This is a genomic window from Paraburkholderia sp. SECH4 (assembly GCF_030511745.1).
GTDB classification, from domain to species: domain Bacteria; phylum Pseudomonadota; class Gammaproteobacteria; order Burkholderiales; family Burkholderiaceae; genus Paraburkholderia; species Paraburkholderia madseniana.
Window position 1 is genome coordinate 21364 of record NZ_JALOCP010000029.1, and the last position, 18016, is coordinate 39379.

Sequence of the window (18016 nt, forward strand, 5' to 3'; positions counted from 1 at the left end):
GGAGCGCCGGGAATATTTCAGTTTCCGCGGTGTGTGCTGCTCCGTCCCGGGACCCTCTTTCTGGAAAAGCGCCTTAAGTTCAAGTCTGGACCTATCAGGATATGGTCCAGACACGACACCTCATTTGTAGTTTTTTCTGGCCGTTGACTGGGAGCAGCACCTCGGCCGTGCGGGAGGTGAGCTTTCTGTCAAGCCCGGACTAAAAAAGGACCACCTTGCGATGGTCCTTCCGGTTTTGTGGAGCCGCCGGACAACCTTAATCCGCCGGAGTTACGGCCCGGTCCTGTACCCAATAGTCGACCGGCTGACCGGCCACGTTCAGATGCGCGGCATCGTCAAAAAAACCATCGCCGTCGACCTTGCAAGCGACAGTTCCAGCCGGGATAGGGCGAGCGGTCTGGCGAGAAAGAGCGTTGGAGCGTGAATCGGCCGAGTCGAAGCTGATGTCCTTGAACGCCTGACGCGTGAGGCCGCCAAGCGTGTCGTACTTGACCACCACCTTGGATTCACCATGGCCACATTGCAAGGCCGCCGATGCAGAAGTCAAGCTGAATGCAGCGAGGATGGGAAGGAGGAATTGCAGTTTCATGCGTATTACCCGTAATTAAGGTTGATGTGCCGCTGGCGCGGCGCCTGGACCAATCGCTTCCGGTCCTGCAATTAGATAGCTAGTGAATTTATTCACCGTCGCCTCACTTCCTTGTGTCGGCGGACACAGTGGCCCATGCAGCGGTCCGGGGATCGGACCACGGGGGCATCCTGCGTCCCCTCAACGGTCTCCTTGGAGTGAATCGTCGCGGGCACGCAGTTCCCTTCTTGAAAAGGGCCGCATCACGGTCGCCTGCCGACCCGCACCTTCACCCAGTTATCGCCTACAATGCCTGTATATCCATACAGTATCTGAGGGCACGATGACGGCGATTTGTCAGAACGTAGAGTCGATTCATCCTGGCTTGTGGCGCGGCTCGCAATTGGCTGCTGGCCACACGCGAGTCGTCCCATGCGGCGACGTCGCTTTGGCAAATGAACTGCCTGGCGGCGGATGGCCACGTGGAGCACTGACCGATTTATTGGTCCAGCAACCGGGTTGCGGCGAAGTCCGGCTACTCAAGCCAGCTCTTGACGCGGTCGCCGGCCGCCCGGTGATGCTCATTCAGCCTCCACACCGGCTGCAGCCGTCCGCGCTCGCCTGGTGGGGCGTCTCAGCCGAGCATATGGCCGTAGTGCGCACGAAGCAAACCGCCGACGCCCTGTGGGCTGCGGAGCAAGTGCTGCGGGCGGGGACTTGCTCGGCGTTAATTTTCTGGCAGAGCCACGTTCGGCCGGAATCACTGCGACGGCTCCATCTTGCTGCGCAGAACTCGGACACGGTTTTTTTCATGATTCGGCCGCTGGCTGCAGCGAACGACGCCTCACCAGCGCCGCTCAGGCTCGGCGTGCGCCCTGTCCGCCACGGAGTGAGCGTTGAGTTCGTCAAACGGCGTGGTCCGCGGCGCGACGAACCGCTTTTCGTACCGCTTTTCCCTTCGCCCATCCTGAACGTGAATCGCCATGCAATTGTGGATCGGCGTCCATCTCCCGCTGCTGTGCCTCGAAGTGTATCGACCGAAGTGGTCGCCTGATTCCGGGGACGGCCTCGCGATCATCGAGCGCGAGCGCGTGGTTGCGCTCGACCAGACGGCGCGCGAGGCCGGCATACGTCCGGGCATGCGGCGTGGCGGCGTTATTTCCCTTGCGCCTAACACGCAAATGTTCGAGCGCGATGCCGGTCGTGAGCACGAAGCGGTCATTGCCTTGGCTACGGCCCTTATGCAATTTTCGCCGCTAGTCACGCTCGGCGAGGAAAGCACGGTACTTGTCGACGTGTCCGCCAGCTTACGGCTCTTCGGAGGCGTTCGCGCGGTGATTCGAGGGATGAAGCGTGCCGGCGAAGCGATCGGCGTGACGACGACCATCAGCGTCGCACCGACCGGCGAAGGGGCTTGGTTGCTGGCGCGCCGAAGGGGCGGCCGCGCTCTTTCCCAACAATCGCTGTTGCGTGGCTTGTCCAGGCTACCGGCTCTGATGTTGCCGCCGGCTCGCAAATACGCGGACTGGCTAACCGGCATAGGGTGCCAGACGATCGGAGAACTGATGCGTCTGCCTCGCGCTGGCCTCAAAAAGCGGTGCGGCGCTTCGTTGCTGGACATGATAGATCGGGCGACCGGCGCGGCGCCGGAACTATACGAGTGGCTTGAATTGCCGCCGACATTTGATGCGCGTATCGAGATGCCCGACAGGATTGAACACGCAGAGGCATGTCTGTTTGCTGCGCGTAGGCTGATCGTGCAGATGACAGGCTGGCTGGTCAATCAGCAACTGGCGATCGTGCGGTTCATGGTGCAACTTGAACACGAACGCGGCCGCTCGGCGATGGCGCCGACGACCATCGACATTGCACTCGGCGAACCGACGTGGCGCGAGGAACATCTCGTTCGCCTGCTGCGTGAGCGACTATCTCGCGTCGAATTGGCGGCCGCGGTGATTGCGATCAGGGTTGAAGCGCGCGACGTGCGGGTGGCAGCACCGGCATCCGATTCTCTGTTCCCAGAACCTGGCGGATTGCCAGGCGACCACGCGAGGCTGATGGAACTGCTCGTCGCGCGACTGGGCGCAGAGAACGTGCTGCGCCCGGCTCCGGCCGCCGATCATCGCCCCGAGGCGGCCGCCCGCTGGGTGCCGTTGGCGGACGCGGCAAAGTGGGTGCCTCCACCCGCGGACACGCCGCGGCCTTCGTGGCTGCTTGATGAACCGGTGAAACTGCTCATGCGCGCGCACCGCCCTTTCTACGGCACTCCGCTGCGGATGGTATCGCCCGGGGAACGTGTCGAGGCAGGGTGGTTTGCGGGCGAGCTCGTCACGCGTGATTATTTTGTCGCTGAGTCGGACGACTTCGTTTGCTACTGGATCTACCGCGAAAGGGTCGGCAGCCGCGATGACGAGGATGCGCGCTGGTATCTGCATGGATTGTTCGGCTAAGGGACCATGGACACCATGTCATTCGGCCTGCCCGGTTATGCCGAGCTGCAGTGCTCTTCGAACTTCTCATTTCTCCGTGGTGCCTCGCACGCCGAAGAACTTGCGACACGCGCCGCGCAACTCGGCTACACAGCGATCGCGGTCACAGACGAATGCTCGTTGGCAGGTGTAGTACGCGCGCACGTCGCGGCGAAAGAGACGGGAATCAGGTTGCTTGTTGGTGCTCATTTCCACCTCACGAACGCCGACGGCTCCCGCGCCGTCAGCCTGATTGCAATTGCCCAGAATCGCGAAGGCTACGGCAACCTGTCTGAACTGATCACCCTCGGACGCACACGAACCGTCAAGGGCACGTACTTGCTGACGCCGCGGGACTTCGACCATCCTGATCCGCCCTATTCTCATCTGCGCGGTCTTCCGGATTGTCTGGTGATCGTGCTACCAGACTTCCCAGCCGACGAGAGCCGACTCAGCGCTCAGGCAGAGTGGGCTGCAGCGACGTTTCCAGGGCGTGCATGGGTCGGGTTGACATTGCTTGCGCGTGCTATGGACGATATCCATCGCGACCGTGTAGAGAGGGTTGCCGGTCGTTGTGACGTGCCGGTCGTCGCCACTGGCAACGTCGTGATGCATGTGCGCTCGCGCAAGCCGCTCCAGGACACGCTTACGGCGATCCGCGTTGGCCGCCCGATAGCGGACTGCGGGTTTGATCTCGCTCCAAACGCGGAACAGCACCTGCGGTCGAGGCTGCGGCTCGCCAATCTCTACCCACGCGAGGCGCTTGCTGAAACACTGAATATCGCGGGGAGGTGTTCGTTCTCCCTTGATGAATTGCGCTACGAATACCCTGACGAACTGGTACCCGACGGCGTCACACCCGCGGCCTATTTGCGCAAGGAGACGTACATCGGTGCCCATCGACGGTTCCCAGCGGGTATTCCACACAATGTGCAGGCGCAGCTCGAGCACGAACTTGCGCTCATCGGCGACCTGAAATACGAACCGTATTTTCTCACGGTGTATGACATCGTGCGTTTCGCTCGCAACGCAGGAATTCTCTGTCAGGGCCGTGGTTCGGCCGCCAACTCGGCAGTGTGCTATTGCCTTGGTGTGACTGAAGTCGATCCTGCACGCAGCAGCATGCTGTTCGAGCGCTTTATCTCGAAAGAGCGTGGTGAGCCTCCCGACATCGACGTCGATTTCGAACACCAGCGGCGCGAAGAAGTCATCCAGTACATCTACACAAAATACACGCGCACGCGCGCTGCGATCGCAGCGGCCGTCACGACCTACCGCCCCCGCAGCGCGATCCGCGAATCGGGCAAAGCCCTCGGCGTAGATTCGCTGATCGTCGATCGCGTGGCGAAGGCTCACCACTGGTTCGATTCCAGTCAGGATCTCCTCAAACGCTTCGCGGAGAGCGGGCTGGATCCTACCACCCCACTGATCCAGCAGTGGGCAACGCTGGCGATGCAGTTGCTGGGCTTTCCCCGACATCTTTCGCAACACAGCGGCGGCTTCGTGATCGCGCGCGGCAAGCTCTCGCGGCTGGTGCCGATTGAAAACGCGTCGATGGCCGATCGGAGTGTGGTCCAGTGGGACAAAGACGATCTTGATGCGCTTGGGCTCCTGAAAATCGATATTCTGGCGCTCGGCATGCTCTCGGCCATACGCCGCACACTGGATCTGGTCGCGCAACAACGCGGCGAGCCGTTCGAATTGCAGGACATACCGGCCGAGGATCCGGCGACGTACGAGATGATCTGCCGGGCCGACACGGTTGGCGTTTTCCAGATCGAATCGCGCGCGCAGATGAGCATGCTGCCGCGACTGCAGCCGCGTGTGTTTTACGATCTGGTGATCGAGGTCGCAATTGTGCGACCGGGCCCGGTACAAGGCGGCATGGTGCACCCGTATCTGCGTCGACGCCAGGGACTTGAGCCGGTGTCGTTTCCCAGCCGGGATGTCGAGAAAGCACTAGCGCGCACGCTTGGTGTGCCGATCTTCCAGGAACAGGTCATGCAGGTCGCCATGCTTGCAGCGGGATTCTCTGCCGGCGAGGCCGATCAGCTGCGGCGAGCAATGGCCGCATGGAAACGCAAGGGAGGCCTGCAGCACTACTACGACCGGATCGTGACCGGAATGCTTGAGCGGGGATACGACCGTGAATTCGCTGAAGCGATCTTTGCGCAGATTCAGGGCTTCGGCGAGTACGGATTCCCAGAGAGTCACGCGGCCAGTTTCGCGCTACTGGTCTACGCCAGCGCCTGGCTGAAGCGGCATGAGCCCGCGGCGTTTCTCTGCGCGATGCTCAACAGTCAGCCGATGGGATTCTACTCGGCGTCACAGCTGGTGCAGGACGCAAAACGGCACAAGGTCCGCGTGCTCCCGGTCGACGTCACAGTAAGCGGGTGGGATTCGACGCTCGAGGGTGAGGGGACGCGAGCACCAGTTCGCCTTGGCCTGTCGCTGGTGCGGGGCATGCGATGTGACGTGGCCGCGCGTATTGAAGTGGCTCGGGCTGTTCGGGCGTTCGCGACAGTGGCAGATCTCGCTAACCGTGCCCAGCTCGATCGACACGATCTGCAGGTGCTGGCCGACGCCAATGCGCTCGCCGCATTCGCCAGGAACCGCCGGCAGGCGCTATGGAGTGCTGTAGCTGCCGTGCCGGATCGTGACCTGCTGCGCGGTACAGAGCGGGATGAAGACGTGCCGGAGCTCACGGCTCCGACCGAAGGAGAAGACATCGTCAGTGACTACCGCTCCACCGGACTGACGCTGAACCGTCACCCGCTTGCACTGCTGCGGCCGCGGCTTCTGGAAAAACGGCTGATGCCAGCGAGCGCTCTGATGCGATATCGTAGTGGGCAACTCGCGCGTGCGTGTGGAATCGTGACCGCGCGGCAGCGGCCGGGCACGGCCAACGGCGTTATGTTCATGACACTCGAGGACGAGAGCGGATCCGTCAACATCATCGTTTGGGAATCGGTGCTGGAGAAATTCCGGCGCGAGGCGCTCGGCGCATCGTTGCTCGCCGTGTACGGCGTGTGGCAACGAGAGGGAGAGGTCCGTCACCTCATAGCTCAACGCCTGGTTGATGTCTCGGATCTGCTTGGCGAACTGCGGACAGCTAGCCGCGACTTTTGCTGAACCGAAGAACAAGGAGACTCTGATGAACATTCGTGTAGGTACGGCTTCCTGGACAGACCCGACGCTGATCAAGAGCAAGCGCTTCTATCCGCCTGGGTGCACAAGCGCCGAGGCGAGGCTTCGATTTTATGCGAGCCAGTTTCCGATCGTCGAGGTTGACTCGAGCTACTACGCGATGCCTAGCGGTTCGAACTCCGCTCTGTGGGTCGAGCGTACACCCGCAGACTTTCTTTTCAATATAAAGGCGTTCAGACTCTTTACTGGTCACCAGACGAGCCGCGACATGTTCCCCAAGCACATGCAGGCCGCCCTGCCACAGAATGGTAAGAAGAACCTCTACTACAAGGATGTGCTGGACGACATTCGAGCCGAGCTTTGGCGTCGTTATCTGGGAGCTATTGAACCGCTACGCGCAGCAGGGAAACTGGGTGCAGTTCACTTCCAGTTCGCGCCGTGGATAACGAGCGCGCCGAAAGATCTGGAACACGTCGCGCACTGCGCTGACGTCATGGCCGGCTACACGATGGCCGTCGAGTTCCGCAACAAATCCTGGTTTGACGAAAGACATGCTGCGTCAACCCTCGCCTTCGAACGCGAACGCGGTCTCGTAAATGTCGTCGTCGACGAGCCACAAGGCTCCGCCAACAGCATTCCTTCGGTATGGGAAGTAACCAATGACCAGTTGGCGCTCGTCAGGCTCCACGGGCGCAATCATGAGACATGGAACATCAAGGGCGCGAGTGCCGCCAGTGATCGCTTCAACTACGACTACACGGAACAAGAACTCGCTGAACTGGCGGATCAGATCAATGCGCTTGCGGCGATCGCCGCGCACACACAGTGCATTTTTAATAACAACTGGGAAGATCAGGGGCAGCGCAACGCTAAAACGCTGATGGATCTGCTTGGTGACTCAGGGGTCGGCTCAGAATTCGGAAAAAATCGTACGCTAAGCTGCTTGCAGGGGGCGTAGCGGCCTGAACTTGCCCGCTCCGATCCTGATGCTTCCGCGCCAGAGGTAATCGCCGGTCAGGTTGATGTGCTCCCAACCCAGCGGTGACAGGTATTGCAACAGTCCGTCATCGACACCGTTGCCGTTACCACGCAACGCATTCGCCGCCCGCTCCAAGTAGACCGTGTTCCACAACACGATGGCCGCCGTCACCAGATTGAGGCCGCTCGCCCGGTAGCGCTGCTGCTCGAAACTGCGATCACGGATTTCGCCTAGGCGGTTGAAGAACACGGCGCGGGCTAGCGCGTTGCGGGCCTCGCCCTTGTTCAGCCCGGCATGGACGCGGCGGCGCAGTTCCACGCTTTGTAGCCAGTCCAAGATGAACAGCGTGCGCTCGATGCGGCCCAGCTCGCGCAAGGCGACAGCCAGGCCGTTCTGGCGTGGGTAGCTGCCGAGCTTGCGCAGCATCAGCGAGGCCGTCACCGTGCCCTGCTTGATCGAGGTGGCCAGCCGCAGGATTTCGTCCCAATGGGTGCGGACGTGCTTGATGTTGATCGTGCCGCCGATCATCGGCTTGAGGGCGTCATAGGTGGCTTCGCCCTTGGGGATGTAGAGCTTGGTGTCGCCCAGATCACGGATGCGCGGTGCGAAGCGGAAGCCCAGCAGATGCATCAAGGCGAAGACATGATCGGTGAAGCCAGCCGTGTCGGTGTAGTGTTCCTCAATGCGCAAGTCGGACTCGTGGTACAGCAGGCCGTCGAGCACATAGGTCGAGTCGCGCACGCCGACATTGACCACCTTGGTGTGAAACGGCGCGTACTGGTCGGAGATGTGGGTGTAGAAAGTCCGTCCTGGGCTGCTTCCATACTTCGGGTTGATATGACCAGTGCTTTCTGCTTTGCCACCTGCTCTGAAGTTCTGGCCGTCCGATGAGGACGCAGTGCCGTCACCCCAGTGCCCGGCGAACGGGTGCCGGAATTGGGCATTCACCAGCTCCGCCAGCGCCGTTGAATAGGTTTCGTCGCGGATGTGCCAGCCTTGCAGCCACGCGAGCTTGGCGTAGGTCGTGCCGGGGCACGATTCAGCCATTTTAGTCAGGCCCAGATTGATCGCATCGGCCAGAATGGTGGTCAGCAAGAGATTTTTGTCCTTGGCCAAGTCGCCCGATTTCAGGTGCGGAAAGTGACGGGTGAAGCCCGTCCACTCATCGACTTCGAGCAACAATTCGGTGATCTTGACGTGCGGCAGGATCATGGCCGTCTGGTCGATCAGCGCCTGTGCGTTGTCGGGCACCGCGGCATCCAGCGGCGTGATCTTCAAGCCGGACTCGGTGATGATGGCGTCCGGCAGTTCGTTGGCCAGTGCCATGCGGTTGACCGTGGCAAGCTGCGCTTTCAGCAGCGCCAGCCGGTCATGCAGGTACTGGTCGCAGTCGGTGGCAACGGCCAGCGGCAATTCGCTGGACTGCTTGAGGCTGGCGAACTTCTCGGTTGGCAGCAGGTAGTCCTCGAAGTCCTTGAACTGGCGCGACCCTTGCACCCAGATGTCACCTGAGCGCAGCGAGTTTTTCAACTCAGACAGGGCACACAGCTCGTAGTAGCGCCGGTCGATACCGGTATCGGTCTTCACCAACTTTTCCCAGCGCTTCTTGATGAAGCCGGTCGTTGCATCGGCGGGCACCTTGCGGGCGTTGTCGGCATTCATGCTGCGGAGCACCTCAATGCCATCGAGCACGTCTTTGGCGGCGGGCGCGGCCCGCAGCTTGAGCACGTCGAGGAATTCCGGCGCATAGCGGCGCAAGGTGGCATAGCTCTCGCCGATACGGTGCAGAAAATCGAAGTCCTCGGGCTGAGCGAGCTTCTGTGCCTCTGTGACGCTCTCGGCGAAGGCATCCCAGGACATGACAGCCTCGATGGCGGCGAACGGGTCACGGCCAGATTGCTTGGCATCTATCAGCGCCTGGCCGATGCGCCCATACAGGCGCACCTTGGCGTTGATGGCTTTGCCGGACGCCTGGAATTGCTGCTGATGCTTGTTCTTGGCGGCGTTGAACAGCTTGCCCAGGATGCGGTCGTGCAGGTCGATGATTTCGTCGGTTACGGTAGCCATGCCCTCGATGGTCAGCGCCACGAGAGTGGCGTAGCGTCGCTGCGGCTCGAACTTAGCTAGGTCGGCAGGCGTCATCTGGCCGCCCTCTCGGGCGATCTTGAGCAGCCGGTTCTGGTGAACCAGCCGCTCGATGCCGGCGGGCAGTTCGAGTGCCTGCCAAGCTTTGAGGCGTTCGATGTGTTCGAGCATGTGGCGCGAATTCGGTTTGACGGGTGACTGACGCAGCCAGGCCAGCCAGGTCGTCTTGCCGTTTTCGCGACGTTTCAGCAGGTCGTCGAGGCGACGGCGGTGCGCGTCCAACAAAGGCTCGGACAACGACGCATAGATGCGCCGATTGGCACGGGTGATGGCTTCGGAGCAAATGCGCTCGATGACATCCAGCGCCGGGATCATAATGTGCCGGTGGCGAAGCGAGTCGAGGACACTGGCAGCCAGCACGATACCTTTGTCCGTCTGCAAGGCCTGTTCGGTGGCAGCATGGACGGTCTGCCGGTAGTGTGTCAAGCCGAACGGTTCCATGCCAAGGTATGCGCGCAACTCAAGCAGATGCTCACGCCGGGTTTCCTCGCGCCCGGCATACTTTGACCAGCACGCCGGATCGGTACGCAGTTGCCGGCCAATCCATTGCAGCAGGGACGCCGGCACCGTGGTATCGGGCAGCAGCCCTTGGCCTGGAAAGCGCAGCAAGCACAATTGCACAGCAACCCCCAGCCGGTTCGCATTGCCGCGCCGCAGGCGAATCAACGACAGGTCAGTCTCGCTGAACGTGTAATGCCGGATCAATTCGACTTCGGTATCGGGCAATGTCAGCAGGCTTTCCCGCTCGGCGGCGGACAGGATCGAACGGCGTGGCATGCAGTCTCCTTTTTCTTGAAAACTTAGGTTTTCGAGAAGATCCACCGTCTCATCCAGGCGTATTATCTTCAGCGATAGATGGCGGGAAAATTTCAGCGCTATTTGGTGCGAATGGACGGTGCTGACGGCTTTGCGCGATGCGTTCTCGGGGTGACGTCCCCAAGGACCGTGATCGACCCTGTAGCGGCCAATCGAGGCATCGTGCAGGCAACGACCGGTGTCGAAAGCAACACGGAGATTCAAGACGACGGACTCAAAAGGCGGCTACCACAGCTCGTCCACTAACATACGTTGCCCGATAGGCGTGTGGGGAAGCCTTTCAATAGGCAACAACTTTAATGCGCTCTGTGAGATCCGGTCCAGCCGGCTTGGCAATGCCGTGCGTCGACGTGAGGTCTGACGTGATGTATCAGGACGTGCCGGCACCGCGCGTAGGCGTTTTCGCCAGTACTCCGGCTGCATCGCGACACACGGCTGCACTGTCGCGTCAACGTTGTCCGAATGCTCGAGACGGCCAATGACGACCTCGATGTGATCTGAACCTGGTCGCGCCACCACATCCATTTCGTGCCGCCGGGTACGGGCGAAGAAAGCAGGTTCAGCATTTCGTCGTTCATCTGGCGAGCAATCAGTCGATAGAGCGTTGAAAACTGATCCTCCGTGATGCGCCCATTTGCGGCAGTCAGCGTGACCGATGAAATACCGGCAAGTTTCAGCAGGCGTCGTTGTCTCGACGGCTCCACTTCTGTTTCGGCAAGGAACTCGCGGAGGAAGCACGATGAAAGCGTAAGGCTGAGATCAGACATAGAGAACTGCTGATCCGGTCTGGGCGTCAATCCATGACGGCAAGGCTCGAGTGGCGCGACAAGTCGAAAAATCGGCGACAACCAGATGGGTTTCACCGAAACCTTTGATTCCGGCGTTCATGTTATGCCTGGAAGGTTCTTGAAGAACGAGTTTGTGGGGACTCGCAGCCGGTAACGGGGGCCTCCCTGTTACCGGCGCCGCGAGCCTGACGCCGCGATCCTCCCGCGGCCGTCGGCTCGCGACGATCTTTGTTGGCTCCGCCGGGGAGCTGGCCGGATTGGGCCCGCCGCCGGACAGCCGGTTCGCGCTATCGACGGATCGCGGCACTGGCCTTTTCGATTTCATTGCGTCCTTGTTCGATGGCGGCCAATGGAACCGTCGAACCCGTGCGGTCCATCACCTGGGCGAGCAATCCGGCGAGTCGTTCGGGCGCGTCGACATCCGCACCAATGTGCATGCCGTCCGTCATCGTAATGTGCGCAGCCTCGAACGTGCCGGCACCCGCGCAAAGTATCGTTCGCGTCGGTGCGGTTTCGTGAGCCAGCACCAGCATCGCGGGCACGACGGATTCGGGCGTCAGCAACTTCTCCATATCGGGCATCAGCCCGTCGGTCATTCGTGTAAATGCGGTCGGTGCGATGGAGTTCACGTGGATATTGTATTTGCTTCCTTCGATCGACAGCGTCTGCATCAAGCCGACCAGCGCCATTTTTGCCGCGCTATATCCGGATTGTCCGAAGTTGCCGTACAGCCCGGACGAGGAGGTGGTCATCACGATCCTTCCGTAGCTGTTGTGCCGCATGATGTCCCATACCGCTTTCGTGCAGTTCACTGCTCCCATCAGGTGTACGTCCATCACCAATCGGAAATCCTCCAGGGCCATTTTCGCAAATGAACTGTCGCGCAAGACTCCGGCGTTGTTGATCAGGATGTCGACGCGCCCCCATTTGTCGACGGCCTCAGCAACCATCGTTTGCATCGCGTCGAAATCGGTGACGGACGCGCCGCTGGCAATTGCATCACCCCCCGCGCTACGAATCTCGTCGACGACCATTTGCGCTGCCGCCGGAGAAAAGCCGGAGCCGTCGACCGTCCCACCCAGATCATTGACGACCACTTTCGCGCCACGTGCCGCGAGCGCCAGCGCGTACTGACGGCCGAGACCGCCACCGGCACCGGTGACGATTGCGACCCGCCTGCTGAAATCCATGTTCATACTAAAGTTTTTCCTGTTCCGGTTTAAATTGAATATGCACCTGGTAACGCGCAATTCTGGCAATAATTAGATTGATTTAATGTTGCGGCCTGGTGTTGCAATCACGGGATAGTCGAGCAGGGTGGGTCGTCAGTGAACGCCCCTGTCTACGAAAGCACAGGCAGAATCGTCGCGACCATCGATGTGTCAGGTCCGGAATCGGCGTTCGATCCCAACAAACCTGAGTCCTTCTATCTAGACGCCGTACTGAACACGGCGTCCGCGATCTTCGCACGCCTTGATTATCGAGCCTGATCGGATTCTGGAAGGACGGCAGGCACCGCCTGAACGGCACGTAGTCCGTTGCGGTAGTGCGCGGCACGTTTTGCATAGTCATCGGCAACCTTGGCGAGCCTGGCAACTTCTTCATCGGCAAGCTGGCGGGTAACCTTCGCAGGCGCGCCCAACACCATCGAGCGGTCCGGCACTACGGTTCCCGACGTCACAAGTGCGCCCGCGCCAATCAGACACTCGCGACCGATCACTACCCCGTTGAGTACGACGGCCTGGATGCCGATGAGCGAGCCTTTTCCCACCTTGCATCCGTGCAGCATGGCCTGGTGTCCGACGCTGACGTTATCTTCGATCTCCAATACAAAACCGGGATCAGTGTGAAGGATTGCGCCTTCCTGAATGTTCACGCGGTTTCCGATCGTGATCCTGTCGTTGTCGCCACGGATTGCGGCGCCAGGCCAGACGCTGACCTCGCTAGCAACCGTCACGTCGCCAATGACCGTGCTCTCGCCCGAGATCCAGGCATCGGATGCGATGGACGGTGTCAGGTCGTCCAGTCTGTAAATGGTCATTCGAATACTTCTCCAGAGTGCGGTTTGGCCAGTGAGTCCGGCCAAACCGTCGCATACGTTAGAATCGGCCCGCGTCGACCTTCATGCCGATCTAGCGGTGACTCCCATCCCTCGTTAAACCGCTAGGCAACCACTAAAACTTCGGTTTGCATTGGGATCCCATCCCTAAATCCGAGGCAACTTGAGTCAAAGCCTTTGTTCATCTACGCGGATCTCATTTCGAACCGACTTCACGCCGTCGACTCGCTGCGCGGCATCAACTGCGATCGGAATTTGCCCAGCGTCAGTCACAGAACCTAATAGCGTAATGTCACCGCTTCTGGCTCTAACTATCAGGCGCGTTGAGTTCAGTCCCTTTGTGCGGGCAAGGGCCTGACTGACTTTCCTGACTAACTTGCGGTCCGCGGCCCTGATGGCCTTTTGAGACGGCACGCTGGCCGCTTCAGGAACCGATGTGGACGCGCTACTACCGCTCGCCTCGCCCGGCTGTGCCATTACACTTGACGAGATTGCTATAGATGCCGCTATAAAAGCGAGTGCACGACCTTTTGTTTGGTTCATATCCTAACCATCCTGTTGTCAAGAATTCTGCAAACTTGCCGACCGCCTGGCGAACTCAGGGGCCGCCTGGTCGAAATAGGCATAGATTGACTTCTTCAATAGAGAATCACCGCAGAGTGGCGCAATCAAAACTGCGTCATGATGCCGATGGAGACACCTGTTGTCGAGCTTGCCCCGGGTCTTAGATTGAATACAGCGACATTGATCGGATCCGTTTTGTATGCACCGGAGAAACCGTTTCGATCAACTTCCGCATAGAGTTCGGTTCGCTTGGAAAGATAATATTCTGCGATCGCGTATGTCGTAATCTTTCGGCCGCTTGCACCGCCTACGTTACGCAGGTTGCTCGCAATGTCATCGTAGAGCGCAACTGTTATCTGAAATTGTGGCGTGACTTGGTAGACAATGCCTCCAGCCGGAATCTTGTCGTGCCGCTCCGGCGTTTTCCCGGATGCACCGGTCACTCTAAAATCGGAATAGGTGAGGTAAAGACGGGCGGCTCCTAATTGCCATGCACCGCCGCCCTGCAGAACCGCAGCGGACTGCGTTGCATCGGCGTTGTAGATTTTCTGATATCCGACGCCGGCAAGCAGTGTCTGGTATTGATACAAGCTAGCCGCCGAATAACTGGATCCCGCACGCGTGCTGCCGGCCACCCCTCCAAAAGAATAGCTGCCGCTGAACGTCAGCCCACCTATCTTGTTTCGATACTTGATGGTGTTGTTGAAATCGATGTCCAACGTGAAGAAATTTGCTCCATACACCACGCCAGGCACGATCGCCAGCGACACTCCGCGAGCATAGCTTGGATCGAGGACAATCCCCATATCTTCGAACGCACTTTTCTGACGACCCAGCGTGATACGTCCGGCATCCCCCGTTAGACCCACATAGGTTTCTCTATAGGACAATGCACCGTTGCCGCTCACGAAATCATTTTCAAGCTTGAAGATTGCCTTCAGATTGCTGCCGAGGTCCTCTGTTCCCTGAAGAGCGAACTCATTGCCAGCAATGATATTGCTGTCGAATCCCAGTACCGAGCCGCCTTTGACACCATTGACCCATCGGACGCCGCCACCAATTCGGCCGAACAAGGTGACGCTCGATTGCGCGTTCGCTGCACCTGCGAGAACAGTTAAGACTGTGATCACGAGTATTTTTTTCATGGATCTCCTCTCTAACATCAATGATTAATGTTGTTGTATGTAGTATTACTAATTAATGTATAAAAAATGATTCGGAACTCACCGGCTGGATCTCATGCCAGCGTCTCACCGTGATTCTCCGCGATCCGTTCGCGCAACTCGCGTTTCAGAACCTTGCCGATCGGGTTGCGCGGAAGCTCGTCGAACACAACGACCTTTGCGATCCGCTGAACCTTGCCGAGCTTCTCGTTGGCCCACTGCTGGATGATTTCCGGGTCCACGTCGCTGCTCAGGACCACGCAAGCCACAGGCGTTTCGCCCCAGCTGATGCTGGGAGCGGCGACAACGGCGACGTCGACCACTTCGCGATGCTGCAAGATGACGTTCTCGAGATCCGACGCATAGACGTTGAAGCCTCCTGAAATGATTACGTCCTTCTTGCGATCGAGCAGGTGGACGAAACCGTCTTCGTCAATCCAACCGATATCGCCGCTGCGCTGGAAGCGCCTGCCTTCGCCGTCGAACCAGCTGGCGTCCAGCGTCGCCTGTTCGCGATTGTGATAGCCGGACATCATCGACGGCGATCGCCCGACGATCTCGCCGACTTGTCCTTGAGGAAGCACCTTGTCATCGTCGATGACGCGCAAATCGACATATGCAGGCGGGATGCCAACCGTGTCGAGTTTGTCGAGGCGTTCATGCGCACGCAACTCGCAGGTGACGCCACCTTCGGTCATGCCATAAAACTCAGTCAGGCCGCCCGCTGGCCAGCGGGTGAGAATGTCGCGTTTTATCACAGCGGACAACGGCGCGCTGGTGGAGAATTTGTTACGCAACGACGAGAGATCGAAACGCGAGAAATCCGGATGGCGGAGGAGTCTCGTGTACTGCACCGGAACCAGGATGACGTCCGTCGGCCGCCAGGTTTGCGCGAGCGTCAGCCACCCGGTTGCATCGAATTTTTCCATCACCTTGACGGTCCCGCCACATGCCAGCACCGTGAACAACAGGAACAACGTCGTGTTGGAGCAAAGCGGGGTCGAAATGATCGTGCGAGTTTGCTCGTTGAGTGCGTAGCGGTTCTCGATTACTTCAGCTTCACGCGCGCGAAAGCCCCGGCTTTGCAAAATCCCCTTCGGTGTTCCCGTCGTACCCGACGAGTAAATCAGGTTAAATCCATGGTCCAGCGACATCGACACAGGCGGAGGGGTATCGGGTGCTCCTTCGATGAAGCCGTCGAGCGCCGCATCGTCGAACCGTACGATATCCGAAGTGCACAAACGCATTTCGTCGGCAAGTGCAAGTGCGTCCGCCGCGTAATCGTTCGCGACGAACAGCAGGCGCGCGCCGCTGTCTCTCACCATGCTCGCGCAGGTGGAGGCGGACGTATAAGTCGAAAGCGGCACGACGCAGGCGCCCGCGCGCAGTATTCCCAACATGAGTTCGACATAGGCGGCGGAGTTCGGCGCGAGCAACGCGACCTTGTCCTGGAAGGCGACTCCTCGCGTCAACAACGCCTGGGCTATCCGGTTCACACGCCTGTCGAGTTCGCCCCACGTGACCGAGCGATATGTGTCCGCTATAGCTGTACGGTCGGGACTGGACAACGCCGTCTTGCGCAACCTCAAGTCGATGTCGAGCGTGCCCTCTCCGTCGATGGCCTTCATCATCATGTTCTCCCTCATTCCTTTCACGATACGACTTCGAACAATGCCGCAGCACCCTGACCGGCGCCTACACACATGGTGACCACGACATGCCTGGTGCCACGGCGACGACCCTCGATCAGGATATGAACTGTCATCCGGGAGCCGCTCACACCGTACGGGTGCCCTGACCGGGCGAGTTCGCCTTTCAAGTGGGCTTTGTCTTCCGAGTCGCCTCGCCCGACTTGAGGAAGAAGGTCAGTACCTGCCACGCGACGAACAGGCCGATCAGGGCGAGCAGCGTTCCGCTGATTGGCCGCGTGACGAACGCTGAGAAGTGGCCCCGGCTCAGGAGCATTGCGCGACGGAAGTTCTCTTCCAGCATGGGCCCGAGGATGAACCCCAGCATCAGTGGCGCCGGGTCCATGTCCAGCCGCATGAACACGTAGCCCAGCAGGCCGAACGCGGCCGTGATGTAGATGTCATCGAGGTTGTTGTTGATGCTGTAGGTGCCGATGCAGCAGAAGAACAGGATCGCCGGGAATAGCACGTTGTACGGGATCTTGAACACCGACAGCCAGTAGCGCACCAGCGGCACGTTGAGCGTGATCAGGAAGCAGTTGCCGATCCACATGCTGGCCACCAGCCCCCAGAACAGGTCCGGGTGTCCGGCGATCATGTTAGGCCCCGGCTGGATGCCCTTGATGATGAAGGCCGCCATCATCAGCGCCATCACCGGGTTCTCCGGGATGCCGATGCTCATCAGCGGGATGAAGCTGGTGCGCGCGGCAGCCTCGTCGGCGGCCGCCTGGCCGGCCACGCCCTCAATCGCGCCGCTGCCGATCTCGTCCTTGTACTTGCTGACCTTCTTGTCCACCGCGTAGGCGACGAACTGCGCGATCACCGGGCCGCCGCCGGGCAGGATGCCCAGGAACGAGCCAATCGCGCTACCGCGCAGGGCGCTCGGGATGATGCGCTTGAACTCCGCCCAGCTCGGGATCAGGTGGATCTTGCCGTTGAAGGGCGAGCGCTCCTCGTGGGCGTCGAGGTTCTTCGTGATCTCGGCGATGCCGAAGCAGCCGAGTGCCACGCTCACCAGCCCGACGCCATCGGCGAGGAACGGCAGATCGAAGGTGAAGCGTTGCACGCCGCTGGTGACGTCGGTCCCGATCTGGCCGAGCAGCACGCCGATCAGGCACATCGCCATGCCGTTGAGCAGGCTACCGGTGGTCACGAAGCTCACGCACACGAAGCCCACCAGCATCAGAGCGCAGTAGTCGGCCGGGCCGAACAGGAACGCCACTTCGCCGAGGCTGGGCGCCAGGAAGGACAGCACCACGATGCCCACCGTGCCGCCGATGAAGCTGGACACCCCCGCGGTGAACAGCGCCAGGCCGGTCTTGCCCTTGAGCGTCATTTGGTAGCCGTCGATGCAGGCCACGATGCTGCTGGCGTGCGGGATCTTCATCGTGATGGCGCTGACGCTGTCGCCGTACTGCGCCCCGTAGTAGATGCCCGCCAGCATGATGAGCGCGCCGGTCGTGGGGATCGAGTAGGTCAGCGGCAGGAGCAGGCTGATCGTGGCCAGCGGCCCGAGGCCGGGGAGCAGGCCCACCAGCGTGCCCACCGTGCAGCCGAGCGCGCAGAACATCAGGTTCTGCCAGGTCAGCGCATGCTCGAAGCCGAACGAGAGGTTGTGAAGGACTTCCATC

The 18016-nt window shown here is 60.1% G+C and carries 12 protein-coding genes and 2 pseudogenes; 5 read left to right on the plus strand and 9 right to left on the minus strand.

What is annotated here, in order from left to right:
- Positions 1–256: 256 nt before the first annotated feature.
- A complete protein-coding gene (locus tag M0D67_RS30300; RefSeq protein WP_266240783.1) occupies positions 257–589 on the minus strand; it encodes a hypothetical protein in 333 nt (110 codons plus the stop codon).
- Positions 590–911: 322 nt separating this feature from the next.
- Here M0D67_RS30300 and imuA point away from each other — a divergent pair, with 322 nt between their 5' ends.
- From imuA to M0D67_RS30320, 4 genes are read left to right on the plus strand one after another with little or no spacing between them, the layout of a single operon-like run.
- Positions 912–1622 (plus strand): translesion DNA synthesis-associated protein ImuA, encoded by a 711-nt coding sequence (gene imuA, locus M0D67_RS30305; RefSeq protein ID WP_266240784.1) that lies wholly within the window; start codon positions 912–914, stop codon positions 1620–1622.
- On the plus strand, positions 1552–3018 hold the full coding sequence (locus M0D67_RS30310; protein WP_266240785.1) for a DNA polymerase Y family protein: 1467 nt from the start codon (positions 1552–1554) through the stop codon (positions 3016–3018). Before imuA ends, M0D67_RS30310 begins: the two co-directional genes overlap by 71 nt.
- Positions 3019–3024: 6 nt before the next feature.
- Positions 3025–6168 (plus strand): error-prone DNA polymerase, encoded by a 3144-nt coding sequence (locus M0D67_RS30315; protein ID WP_266240786.1) that lies wholly within the window; start codon positions 3025–3027, stop codon positions 6166–6168.
- Positions 6169–6190: 22 nt separating this feature from the next.
- The gene (locus tag M0D67_RS30320) at positions 6191–7141 is read left to right on the plus strand and encodes a DUF72 domain-containing protein (protein ID WP_266240787.1); all 951 of its coding nucleotides are present in this window, start codon (positions 6191–6193) and stop codon (positions 7139–7141) included.
- Here M0D67_RS30320 and M0D67_RS30325 read toward each other — a convergent pair.
- Positions 7118–10084, minus strand: a complete 2967-nt coding sequence (locus M0D67_RS30325) for a Tn3 family transposase (RefSeq protein ID WP_266240857.1) — start codon at positions 10082–10084, stop codon at positions 7118–7120. The two genes, M0D67_RS30320 and M0D67_RS30325, sit on opposite strands and share 24 nt — an antisense overlap.
- 1114 nt (positions 10085–11198) lie before the next feature.
- The gene (locus M0D67_RS30330) at positions 11199–12107 is read right to left on the minus strand and encodes an SDR family NAD(P)-dependent oxidoreductase (protein ID WP_266240858.1); all 909 of its coding nucleotides are present in this window, start codon (positions 12105–12107) and stop codon (positions 11199–11201) included.
- A 99-nt stretch (positions 12108–12206) separates the two neighbouring features.
- Between M0D67_RS30330 and M0D67_RS42150 the strand changes: the two are divergent.
- Positions 12207–12401, plus strand: a pseudogene (locus M0D67_RS42150) (IclR family transcriptional regulator C-terminal domain-containing protein); the annotation flags it as partial.
- Here the strand turns inward: M0D67_RS42150 and M0D67_RS30335 are convergent.
- The 6 genes and pseudogenes from M0D67_RS30335 to M0D67_RS30360 form a co-directional block, all read right to left on the minus strand.
- Positions 12389–12952 carry a gamma carbonic anhydrase family protein gene (locus M0D67_RS30335; RefSeq protein WP_266240788.1) on the minus strand — a complete coding sequence of 188 codons (564 nt, stop codon included), beginning with the start codon at positions 12950–12952 and terminating at the stop codon, positions 12389–12391. The pseudogene M0D67_RS42150 and the gene M0D67_RS30335 overlap by 13 nt on opposite strands.
- A gap of 186 nt (positions 12953–13138) precedes the next feature.
- Positions 13139–13513 carry a BON domain-containing protein gene (locus M0D67_RS30340; RefSeq protein WP_308112612.1) on the minus strand — a complete coding sequence of 125 codons (375 nt, stop codon included), beginning with the start codon at positions 13511–13513 and terminating at the stop codon, positions 13139–13141.
- A gap of 125 nt (positions 13514–13638) precedes the next feature.
- Positions 13639–14679, minus strand: coding sequence for a porin (locus tag M0D67_RS30345; RefSeq protein WP_266240789.1), 1041 nt, complete (start codon positions 14677–14679; stop codon positions 13639–13641).
- A gap of 92 nt (positions 14680–14771) precedes the next feature.
- Positions 14772–16331, minus strand: a complete 1560-nt coding sequence (locus tag M0D67_RS30350) for a class I adenylate-forming enzyme family protein (protein WP_266240790.1) — start codon at positions 16329–16331, stop codon at positions 14772–14774.
- 17 nt (positions 16332–16348) lie between these two features.
- Positions 16349–16492: pseudogene (locus M0D67_RS30355) on the minus strand (acetyl-CoA C-acyltransferase); the annotation flags it as partial.
- Between the two features lie 20 nt (positions 16493–16512).
- Positions 16513–18015 carry a tripartite tricarboxylate transporter permease gene (locus M0D67_RS30360; RefSeq protein ID WP_266240860.1) on the minus strand — a complete coding sequence of 501 codons (1503 nt, stop codon included), beginning with the start codon at positions 18013–18015 and terminating at the stop codon, positions 16513–16515.
- Position 18016 lies beyond the last annotated feature (1 nt).

Coding starts and splice junctions, on each gene's coding strand:
- M0D67_RS30300 (WP_266240783.1), bottom strand. CDS start 589: ATGAAACTGCAATTCCTCCTTCCCATCCTCGCTGCATTCAGCTTGACT.
- imuA (WP_266240784.1), top strand. CDS start 912: ATGACGGCGATTTGTCAGAACGTAGAGTCGATTCATCCTGGCTTGTGG.
- M0D67_RS30310 (WP_266240785.1), top strand. CDS start 1,552: ATGCAATTGTGGATCGGCGTCCATCTCCCGCTGCTGTGCCTCGAAGTG.
- M0D67_RS30315 (WP_266240786.1), top strand. CDS start 3,025: ATGGACACCATGTCATTCGGCCTGCCCGGTTATGCCGAGCTGCAGTGC.
- M0D67_RS30320 (WP_266240787.1), top strand. CDS start 6,191: ATGAACATTCGTGTAGGTACGGCTTCCTGGACAGACCCGACGCTGATC.
- M0D67_RS30325 (WP_266240857.1), bottom strand. CDS start 10,084: ATGCCACGCCGTTCGATCCTGTCCGCCGCCGAGCGGGAAAGCCTGCTG.
- M0D67_RS30330 (WP_266240858.1), bottom strand. CDS start 12,107: ATGAACATGGATTTCAGCAGGCGGGTCGCAATCGTCACCGGTGCCGGT.
- M0D67_RS30335 (WP_266240788.1), bottom strand. CDS start 12,952: ATGACCATTTACAGACTGGACGACCTGACACCGTCCATCGCATCCGAT.
- M0D67_RS30340 (WP_308112612.1), bottom strand. CDS start 13,513: ATGAACCAAACAAAAGGTCGTGCACTCGCTTTTATAGCGGCATCTATA.
- M0D67_RS30345 (WP_266240789.1), bottom strand. CDS start 14,679: ATGAAAAAAATACTCGTGATCACAGTCTTAACTGTTCTCGCAGGTGCA.
- M0D67_RS30350 (WP_266240790.1), bottom strand. CDS start 16,331: ATGATGATGAAGGCCATCGACGGAGAGGGCACGCTCGACATCGACTTG.
- M0D67_RS30360 (WP_266240860.1), bottom strand. CDS start 18,015: ATGGAAGTCCTTCACAACCTCTCGTTCGGCTTCGAGCATGCGCTGACC.